At 39.7% G+C, this 9,384-nt stretch carries 10 protein-coding genes; 1 reads left to right on the plus strand and 9 read right to left on the minus strand.

The genetic code is table 11. The features are described 5' to 3' along the window. The 4 genes from RHS_RS22910 to RHS_RS22925 all read right to left on the minus strand — a co-directional run. A partial coding sequence (locus RHS_RS22910; RefSeq protein WP_047834481.1) for a cache domain-containing protein occupies positions 1–1,113 on the minus strand: 1,113 nt, incomplete at its 3' end. Positions 1,114–1,116: 3 nt separating this feature from the next. Further along, on the minus strand, positions 1,117–2,721 hold the full coding sequence (locus tag RHS_RS22915; RefSeq protein ID WP_047834482.1) for a response regulator: 1,605 nt from the start codon (positions 2,719–2,721) through the stop codon (positions 1,117–1,119). 122 nt (positions 2,722–2,843) lie between these two features. Further along, the gene (locus RHS_RS22920) at positions 2,844–3,893 is read right to left on the minus strand and encodes an AI-2E family transporter (protein ID WP_027295076.1); all 1,050 of its coding nucleotides are present in this window, start codon (positions 3,891–3,893) and stop codon (positions 2,844–2,846) included. Positions 3,894–3,997: 104 nt separating this feature from the next. After that, positions 3,998–4,672 carry an RluA family pseudouridine synthase gene (locus RHS_RS22925; RefSeq protein WP_044293940.1) on the minus strand — a complete coding sequence of 225 codons (675 nt, stop codon included), beginning with the start codon at positions 4,670–4,672 and terminating at the stop codon, positions 3,998–4,000. A 280-nt stretch (positions 4,673–4,952) separates the two neighbouring features. Between RHS_RS22925 and RHS_RS22930 the strand changes: the two genes are divergently transcribed. Further along, entirely contained in the window at positions 4,953–5,888 is a 936-nt protein-coding gene (locus tag RHS_RS22930; RefSeq protein WP_027295078.1) for a calcium/sodium antiporter, read from the plus strand. A 60-nt stretch (positions 5,889–5,948) separates the two neighbouring features. Here RHS_RS22930 and RHS_RS22935 read toward each other — a convergent pair whose 3' ends face one another. From RHS_RS22935 to RHS_RS22955, 5 genes are all read right to left on the minus strand, one after another. Then, positions 5,949–6,701: a hypothetical protein gene (locus tag RHS_RS22935; RefSeq protein WP_027295079.1), complete on the minus strand. Its 753-nt coding sequence runs from the start codon at positions 6,699–6,701 to the stop codon at positions 5,949–5,951. Between the two features lie 12 nt (positions 6,702–6,713). Then, the gene (locus RHS_RS22940) at positions 6,714–7,466 is read right to left on the minus strand and encodes a hypothetical protein (RefSeq protein WP_027295080.1); all 753 of its coding nucleotides are present in this window, start codon (positions 7,464–7,466) and stop codon (positions 6,714–6,716) included. An 11-nt stretch (positions 7,467–7,477) separates the two neighbouring features. Next, positions 7,478–8,326, minus strand: a complete 849-nt coding sequence (locus RHS_RS22945) for an ABC transporter ATP-binding protein (protein WP_047834483.1) — start codon at positions 8,324–8,326, stop codon at positions 7,478–7,480. Continuing rightward, the gene (locus RHS_RS22950) at positions 8,323–8,691 is read right to left on the minus strand and encodes a GntR family transcriptional regulator (RefSeq protein WP_027295082.1); all 369 of its coding nucleotides are present in this window, start codon (positions 8,689–8,691) and stop codon (positions 8,323–8,325) included. Before RHS_RS22950 ends, RHS_RS22945 begins: the two co-directional genes overlap by 4 nt. Before the next feature lie 187 nt (positions 8,692–8,878). Next, on the minus strand, positions 8,879–9,384 hold a 506-nt coding region (locus RHS_RS22955; protein ID WP_047834484.1), incomplete at its 5' end, for a winged helix-turn-helix domain-containing protein.

A 9,384-nucleotide genomic window follows, 5' to 3' on the forward strand; every position in this document is an offset into this window, starting at 1 on the left:
TGTCATAATATTAAATGATTTGCCAAGGCTTGCCACCTCATTTTCCCCTTTGCTGACAAATGCTGCATTTTGGAAATTTCCCCGCTCTACTTCTTTCATGGAATCCTTGAGATCCTTAATAGGCTTTGTAATTTCTTTCGACAACACAACCGCGAGTATCATGGCCAAAGCAAACAGCCCGGAAGCTATTACCAGATAAAATATCTGCATTTCGTCTTTGTTCTTGATCAGCTCTCCTATGTAAGAAACACCTGCTATGGTCCAACCGGTTTCCCTGGAAGTACTGACCGTATATAATTTACTGCCATTACCTTCATCTGTAATGAAGCTGCCATTTTCCTGCGCCAGAACACGGTCTATTGCTTCTACTTTCAAACCACTGTTCAGCAATTGCTGCTGGGGATGATAAATGATGCTTCCGTCTTTATCCAGAATAAACATATATCCTTTATTACCCAGCTCGATTTTTTCACACAGACTTTTAATGGCACTGTAATTCAAATCAATAAAGAAAATCCCTTCAATTTTATTAGTAGCCGGATTAATCAATCCTTTGCTTAAGGTAACTACCCACTGATATTTATCTTTAAATGCATTCTGCACATGGGAACCGGATACTACAGCAGCCCCATTTGCTTTAATCGTATTCAAATACCAGGGCTTATTTGGGATATCCCCACTGGGATTGAGTGTCGCTACTCCACGGTTCAGCACCATCTTCCCATTATCTGCGATAACAGCTATATTATAAATATCTTCCCTGGTATCCAGAACGGTCTTAAACTGTTCCAGCAGACGAAGCTTTAAGGATTCCCCAGTACTGCCATCTCCAAAGAGATAGTCCACAACATCGGAATGGTCCGTTACCATCTGGGAGATGGATTCCATATAGCTAATATAGGAATCAATATTTGAATTTACCTGCTCCACCAACTGCTTAGTATAATCCTTTGAATTGTCCAGAACTGTTTCTTCCGTGTAATTCAAAGAGAAAAGAAGGAATATCAGCAACGCAAGCACAACCACAAGCGTAAAGGAAAACAACATCGAATTACGTATACTTTTAAAGTGAAATAGAAACCGTACTGCCTCACCCCTTTTTTTCTTATCCATAAATTACCTCATCTTTTTTGCATATTCTGTAGGAGTCATCCCCGTTATCTTTTTAAATGTGATACTGAAGTAATGAGGATCACTATATCCCACATCTTCTGCGATTTCATAAGTTTTCTTTGCTGTATTTTCAATCAGAGACTTTGCCTTCTCAATCCGCTTCTTAGTCAACGCCTCAATAAAGGTCTCCCCGGTATAATTTTTAAAAATAGAGCTGAAATAACTGGTACTCATCGCCAGATGCAGGCAAACGGAATTCAGGGAGATCTTAGAATCACCATAATTCTTGTCTATGTAATCCAGCGCCTGCAGTGCCTGTTTCTTACAGTAGCTGTCCTTTTGGTCTTTCATACTGTGGGACAGAGTCTTGCCAAACTGAATTAAATCTTCCGCTATATCCGTCAGATGTTCCTTTTCATAGATGGAATTCAACAGTTCTCTTTCTTCTATAAAGATCTCGCTTTCGCTTAATGTAGAAGCATCCAGTTCATTCATAATGGACAGCACCATGTTCTGTACGTAGAAAATACTTCTGTTTTTTGTCACATATGCATCTCTTAATGACTGTACAAATCCCAGTACATATTTTCGTATTTCATGTTCATTGTTGGTTTTAATCGCCAGTACAATCTGATTTGCCCACTTTGAGACGTCCACATTCTGGCTTTCCTGGCTGTCCCTTAGATTCTTGGCATAAATCACCTGATTTCCACCCAGTAGGAAACGGTATTCCATTGACTTTTTCGTATCATTAAAGGAACTGTAGACCAGAGACAAAGAATTTACCATCCTGCCAAGACCGATGGTAGATTCAATTTTTAAAAATTTTAATATTGCCTCCTGTATCTCTTCGCAGACACGCAATGCCTTCTCTTCCAGATTTTCATCCCCCGCAAAGATCATTACGGTTTTTTCTTCAAATGCCTGGAATGTTACTCCAGCACCATACGATGCCATAATCTCAGCCGTTATATTATAAATAGCAAAATAAGCCAGATCGGTCTTCGTATCCGCTTCCTGGTTCAAAAACGGAGAAAGATCATCCCCCAGTACCATTGCTGCCATAAAATGGCTGCCGTTTAACTGGATCTGATAATCCATGAGCTTGTCCTGAATTGTCTCTTCATTCACATTTCCCTGCAAAAGTCCAATTAAAAAGCGCCCGCGCATCAACGGGAGGTTGCTGATATAGGCTCCACGTATTTTCTTCATATTCTGTTTTTTCAGCTGTTCTGCATCCAGAGCTTCTTTTACCTTCAGCAGTGTTTCAGAAAGTTCAAAAGCGGTTATCGGCTTCAGTATATATTCTACAACCTGATATTTTACAGCCTTTTTTGCATATTCAAATTCATCATACCCGCTGATAATCACTACTTTAGTATCTTTATACTGTTCATATACAAACTTTGTCAGCTCCATGCCGTCCACATGCGGCATACAGATATCCGTAAGAAGGAGATCCGGTGGATTCTGTATGATCATGTCCATTGCCTCTTTCCCATTTTTGCAAGCACCGACCAATTCATAACCCAATTCATTCCACCTTGTATTTTCACTGATAGCCTCTCGAATGAGGGCTTCATCATCAACTAATAATACCTTGTACATATCTGCCTCCCTGAACATTTATTTTAATTCTTTATTATTCTATCTTATATGATATAGAAATACAATAGAATTGTCAATGATGCTGTGTTAGACATGGATAACCATTGGTAAACAGGTAAAATCTACTCTTCCATTACTTCCCCTCTCTTAATCTCTTTGTAAATCTCCACAATAGCCAGCAAAGTCAATGGTCCAAGAATTACCCCGGCAACCCCGTAAATACAGATTCCTGCATACACTGCAACTGCAATTACAATGGGATAAACACCAAGTTTTTTTCCAATCATCTTAGGCTCCAGAAATTCTCTGGTAGTATTTGCAACAAAGAACAACGTGGCATATGCTGCAGCGTGTACAAAATCACCTTGCAGAGCACATACCAACGCCCAGGGTATCAGTATCGTTCCGGTTCCGATAAATGGAAGTGCATCCGATACGCCGATCAGCAATCCAACCAACAGGGCATAGGGATACCGAATCACCCACAGTCCTGCAACACAGATAACAGAAACGATACTCATAATAATGAGCTGTGCTTTAAAGTAGGCTCCGCCAAGTCCCCAAAGCCGATTCAAAACGGTAGCTGTTCTGCGGTATAATTCAAACTTTTTAAGTTTATCATGTATTTCGTCATAATCCTTTAATAAAAGCAGTACAGATACAAATAATGCAAAAAATAATCCTGCCGCTTTCACAAAACCAAGCAGATACTGCAGTGAATAATTAAACATATCCGGCACAATATATACCTGTAGACGGTCTGTCATAACCTGAATATTCTGATATACAAAATCTTCAATGGCTTCTGCCTGAATCCCCAGCGTCTGCTCCATCGCAGAACAGCAGTTTCCAAGAATCAGTCTGAATTCTTTTTCATAACTGTCCAGATTGGATACTATGGCTTTAATCTGCGCAAACAGCTGGATTGTCAGATAATACAGTCCGCCAATCAGTAAAATTGAAAAGAATCCCAGTACCACAGCCGCAAGCCATTCTTTCTTTATTTTTATCCTGCGCTGCAGCCGCTTTACAAATGGATTCAGTATCCGCACGATAATATACGCAATAAAAAAAGGGGCTACAAATGGCAGCAGGTATTTCATTCCAACGAATACTGCAATTGCAATCCCTATTACGATAAGTACTTCTTTATATTTCTCTGCTCTGCCCATCCTTTCGCCCTCCTATATTGTAAGAATAGGATGTGCAGATTCATTTTGATTATTCATTATTAGAAGACAGACATCTGGTACAAATGGCAATATCCGCCATGTTTTTATCTGGACGTGAATATTGAAAAAGCATCACCTTTGGGTTCACAGGAAAAAGCCATCTGTTTTTTTGTTTTTGGATGTAAAAAGCTTAACTTACAGGCGTATAAACCGATAGTTGTTCTCTGGTCACCTGCTGTTTTGGGATTATATTTTTTATCTCCATACAAAGGTGTTCCTGCACCAGCCAGCTGCACACGGATCTGATGATGACGCCCGGTAATCAGGTGAATTTCCAATAGTGACAAGCCTTCTTTTTCTTCCAGAACCTGATAATGTAATTCCGCCCTTTTGGCACCTTTTTGTTCCTTTTTGACAATTCTGGACGTATTGGTTTTACCGTCTTTAAACAGATAATCCACAAGCACTCCCTGGATTTGGGGAAGTTTTCCACATACTACAGCCTGATACCTTTTATCCATCTCCCCATTACCTGCCTGTTTACTTAAATCCGCAGCAGCCATCGGCGTTTTCGCAAATACCAGTACGCCACCAACCGGCTGATCCAGCCTGTGGATAACTCCCAGATAAGGCTCGCCATTTCCACTATTTTCTGTACTCAGATAATTTTTTATTCTGCTTTCCAGATCCATAGTGCCAATTCCCGCGCTTTGTACCGCTACACCGGACGGCTTTTCACAGACCAAAACCTGGCCGTCTTCATAGATTATATTTAACATATAGGATTACCTCTTTCGCATATTTTATTTTTTAATAATAAAAGCCGGTATGGGTCTGACTTTCTGACTGATTACACAACACCTTTACTGTAAATATTTTTCCAGTTGTTTTTTGCTTAATATAGGAAATAATAACATCGATCATAATTCTTTGCAATAGTTGGTAATAATTATTTCATAAAACCGATACCCTGCTATTTATTGACAAATTATATAAAATAATTTGACAAATTTCTGGTAATTCAGTATGATGACAACAGGTCATTTAAGGAGGAAAAAAATGTTAACTTATGTTCTGCTAATCATAGGATTTGTACTGCTGATAAAAGGTGCCGACTACTTCGTTGAAGGCAGCTCCAATATTGCAAGACTTCTCCGTATCCCCAGTGTCATCATCGGACTTACTGTTGTTGCATTTGGTACAAGCATGCCGGAAGCTTCCGTGAGTATCACCGCTGCCATCGAGGCTCAAAATGAACTGGCACTAAGTAATGTTATTGGTTCTAATATTTTTAATCTGCTGGTTGTAGTGGGCATATGCGCTGCTATCAAGCCCATGGGTATTACACCTTCCGTTTTAAAACGCGAATTTCCCTTCTCCATCGTGATTACCGCGGTATTGCTTCTGCTGTCTCTGGACCATGAAGTAGGCCAGATCGACGGTTGGATATTACTTGCTTTCTTTGTGCTCTTCCTGGTGTTCACCGTTAAAAGTGCACTAAAAAGCCGAAATGAAATTCAGGCAGACTCTACTGACGGTATCAAGCAGTTATCCCCGCTCTTAAGCGGCATCTGCATCATCGGCGGTTTGGCTGCCATAGTAATCGGAGGGGATCTGGTAGTTAACAGTGCCGTTTCCATAGCTGAATCTTTTGGGCTCAGTCAGACACTGATCGGCCTTACGATTGTAGCCCTTGGTACCTCTCTGCCCGAACTGGTAACCTCAATCGTTGCTTCCCGAAAAGGAGAAAACGACATTGCACTTGGAAATGTGGTAGGATCTAACATCTTTAACATCCTTCTGGTTTTAGGCGCATCTTCAGCGCTCCATCCGGTTGCAGTCAATCTGTTTTCTATTTACGATATCATGATTCTGATCGTTGCCAGCATTGCCGTATTTATATTTGCATTGCAAAGCAAGATACTGAATCGTATGGAAGGGTGGATCATGCTATTGGGCTATGCTGCATTTATGGGATTTATTATTTTAAGATAGACTTCTAAAAGAAAAGGGACGCTTACAACCAATAAAAGAACTGGTTATAGCGTCTCTTTTTTATTTTTGCACCGGAGATTTTAATACAATCAGTACTGCAATACCGCCAAATATTACCGAACCGGTCAAAGTACTCAGGAAGGACCATGCAGGATTACCACCCGTGCCTCCTAACAAAAGGGCAAGCATCCCCAAAAAGAACTTTGCGATTCTGCCGCCTGCAGCATACAGGTCTACGATCGGCAACACAATCAGTAAGAATACCGGAACTCCAATGCTGATTACCATCTTTTGAATCTTACCCAGATTATAATACAAAGCTCCGAAGAAATATCCTATCATCGTAAATAGAATGACAAAGCCTGACCAGAACAGAAGTTCCACCCCCAGCTTCTCCAATCCACCTGCCTGCTCCCAAAAGGATGGGTATATTTTGCCAAAGATATTTCCTGCCCGCAGATTACCGTCTCCCAATGCTGCCAGTTCATAAACCAGGGAAACCAGTCTGCAAATAACCGCCAGAACAATCCCGCTTAACAGTGTATTTAAAATTCTTCCTGCCGCTATCATTTTACGGCTGACATTGTTTTGCATCAGCATTTGGAAGTTTTCCCGAAATGAATTTGCTCCCATAATAAACCCGGCCAATACTACCATTGATTCGTTGCGGAAATAAATTCCCTTATCTTCCATGCCACTTATCTTAATTCCAACAAGGTTTGCTAATTCCAGAAACAGTAAAATCCCAAAAAATAATACATAGGAAATTTTGTAATCCCGAAACTGATATTTAAAAACTGATTTTAACCTCATATTTTTCTCCCTCTATTTCTGCACCTGGGCACGAATTACTAACAAATAGCTGATTCCTCCCAGAATTACCGTACTTACCAGAAATGTAATCACTGCAATAAACGGATTCTGGCTTTTCTGTCCCATTACCATTAAGAAAAAGTCCAGTAATTTCTTATAGATCCCTTTAACCAATAATACATCTATAATTGGAAGTAAAACCACAGCAAATACAGAGAGGGCTACTCCTAAAATAATCTTTGTTGTTCTTGACAGATGATACAGTAAGGAACTGACACAATATCCAAGCAGCGTAGCCATCATAAGCGCCAGGCTCCAAAACAGAATATTTATCAGGAATAACGGCAGGGATTCCATTTCACCCAGCATTTGGGGATACATAACCTGGAGAATATTGATTTCAAATATAATGTTTTTATTGAAATGTACAAATATCCTGCAGACCAGCGTAATCAGCTCATTTAATACAGCAAGCGCAATGCTGCTGGTTATTATGGTTAAAATTCTGCTGAAAACAATTGTCTTTCTGGAAACTCCATTTTGCATCATAAGTAAAAATCCCTCCTGGAAACAGGAACATCCCATTACAAATCCAAATATAATGCTTCCAAATTCTAATCCGGAAAAAGAACCGCCGGCATCAATCTGCCCAAATATTACTAACCCGCTGAAAAAGATAATCAGCGACAGCACTACAGCAGCGTAGCCTGTTCCGGCACTAACGTACTCTCTCATCTGATATTTATATACCGACTTCAGTTTCATAATCTTTCCCCCTAATTTGTCAACTGGATAAATAATTTTTGCAGATCTAACCCGGTTATCTCCAATCCTTTCGGCAGATTAGCACGATCCGGTCTGCCAATGATATACGCAGTTTTCAAGCCTCCCAAAACATCTGTACCAATTACTTCTTTTCCTCTTATATACGTATCCACAAGCGCTCCATTTCCGGAAACCGTATAGCCTCTGCTAAGAAGCTCTTCCCGTGTTTCCGATCGGATTACCTGACCGTTTTTAATAATTACAATATCCTCTATCACGCTGGAAACTTCTTCTATTAAATGTGTGGATATCACTGCAGCAAAAGGATTCTCACTATATTTTTCAATTAAAATCTTATAGAACAGTTCCCTGTGATTTGCATCCAGTCCCAATACCGGTTCATCCAGGAAAACAAAAGGTACATTTACCGATAATGCAATAATATTTTTAAAAATGGAAGTATACCCCGTCGATAATCCTTTGACCTTCTTTTTCACATCTAACCGGAACTGCTCTGCCATATTCATTGCAAAATCCGTATCAAAATTTTTGTAGAATTCCTTACTCCATTTGAAAACTTCTTTAATTTTCATAGATTCCGGATATAATGTTTTTTCACTCATCAGATAAATCTGTTCCAATGCCTGATCATTTTCCCTCACCGGTACTCCATTCATAAGAACCTGCCCCTCATCCGGAAAAATACGGTTACTGATAATATTAAGCAATGTAGACTTACCCGCACCATTCCTTCCAAGCAGTCCATAGATCTTTTCTTCCTCAAAAAGGAGATTCACATGATCAAGTGCCACGGTGTCTTTAAACCTTTTACTGATATTTACTACTTCAATCCCTGTCATTTCCTAAATCCCCTTTCTATCATCCCTAATAATTCTTCATCTGAAATATTCAATCGCTTTGCTTCCTCAATCATTCCACTGATATAGTGCTCAAAGAACTGATCTTTCCTCTTTTGTCTCAGCTTCTCTACCGCTCCCACTGCTACAAACATACCTACACCTCTCTTTTTATAAACAATGCCTTCCTCAACCAGCATATTGATTCCCTTCAGGGCGGTTGCCGGATTGATCTTATAAGTTACTGAAAATTCCGTAATTGAGGGGATCTGTCCCTCTTCCTGAAAAGCCTCTGTCAGAATCGCATCTTCAACGCCCTCCGCTATCTGCATAAAAATAGGTTTTTCATCCTCAAAGTTTAATTTCATGAAAACCACCTCTTGTTTGTTGGTTAGTTACTTGACTAATTAACTATATGTGTATTAAAGCATACTTTTTTGTTTATGTCAACTCCTTAAATAGAAAAATTAAGATAATTTTCCCAACACAAAAAAACTGTCCCAATTTATAATCAGGACAGCTCTCACTATAATTCTTTTCAATTTTGAACAGTTTTTATATCTTAAACCGGTACCCTACACCCCAGATCGTCTCTATATACTGAGGCTTCGCCGTGTTGAACTCAATCTTCTCACGAATCTTCTTAATATGCACCGTTACGGTTGCAATATCACCGATAGATTCCATATCCCATATCTCGCTGAATAATTCTTCTTTAGTAAATACGTGGTTCGGGTGTTCCGCCAGGAACGTTAATAAATCAAATTCTTTTGTTGTAAATGTCTTCTCTTCTCCATTAATCCAGACTCTTCTGGCCGTCTTGTCTATCTTAATACCGCGAATCTCAACAATATCATTTGTCTGGACATTACTGCTGATTAATCTGTCGTAACGTGCCATATGTGCCTTCACTCTTGCTACCAGCTCACTGGGGCTGAAGGGCTTTGTCATATAATCATCTGCTCCCAGTCCAAGACCGCGGATTTTATCGATATCATCCTTTTTCGCCGAAACCATAAGAATCGGTGTGTTCTTCTTGTCCCGGATAGATTTACAGATTT

It is taken from the genome of Robinsoniella sp. RHS, assembly GCF_001029355.1.
Taxonomy (GTDB): Bacteria; Bacillota; Clostridia; order Lachnospirales; family Lachnospiraceae; genus Robinsoniella; species Robinsoniella peoriensis.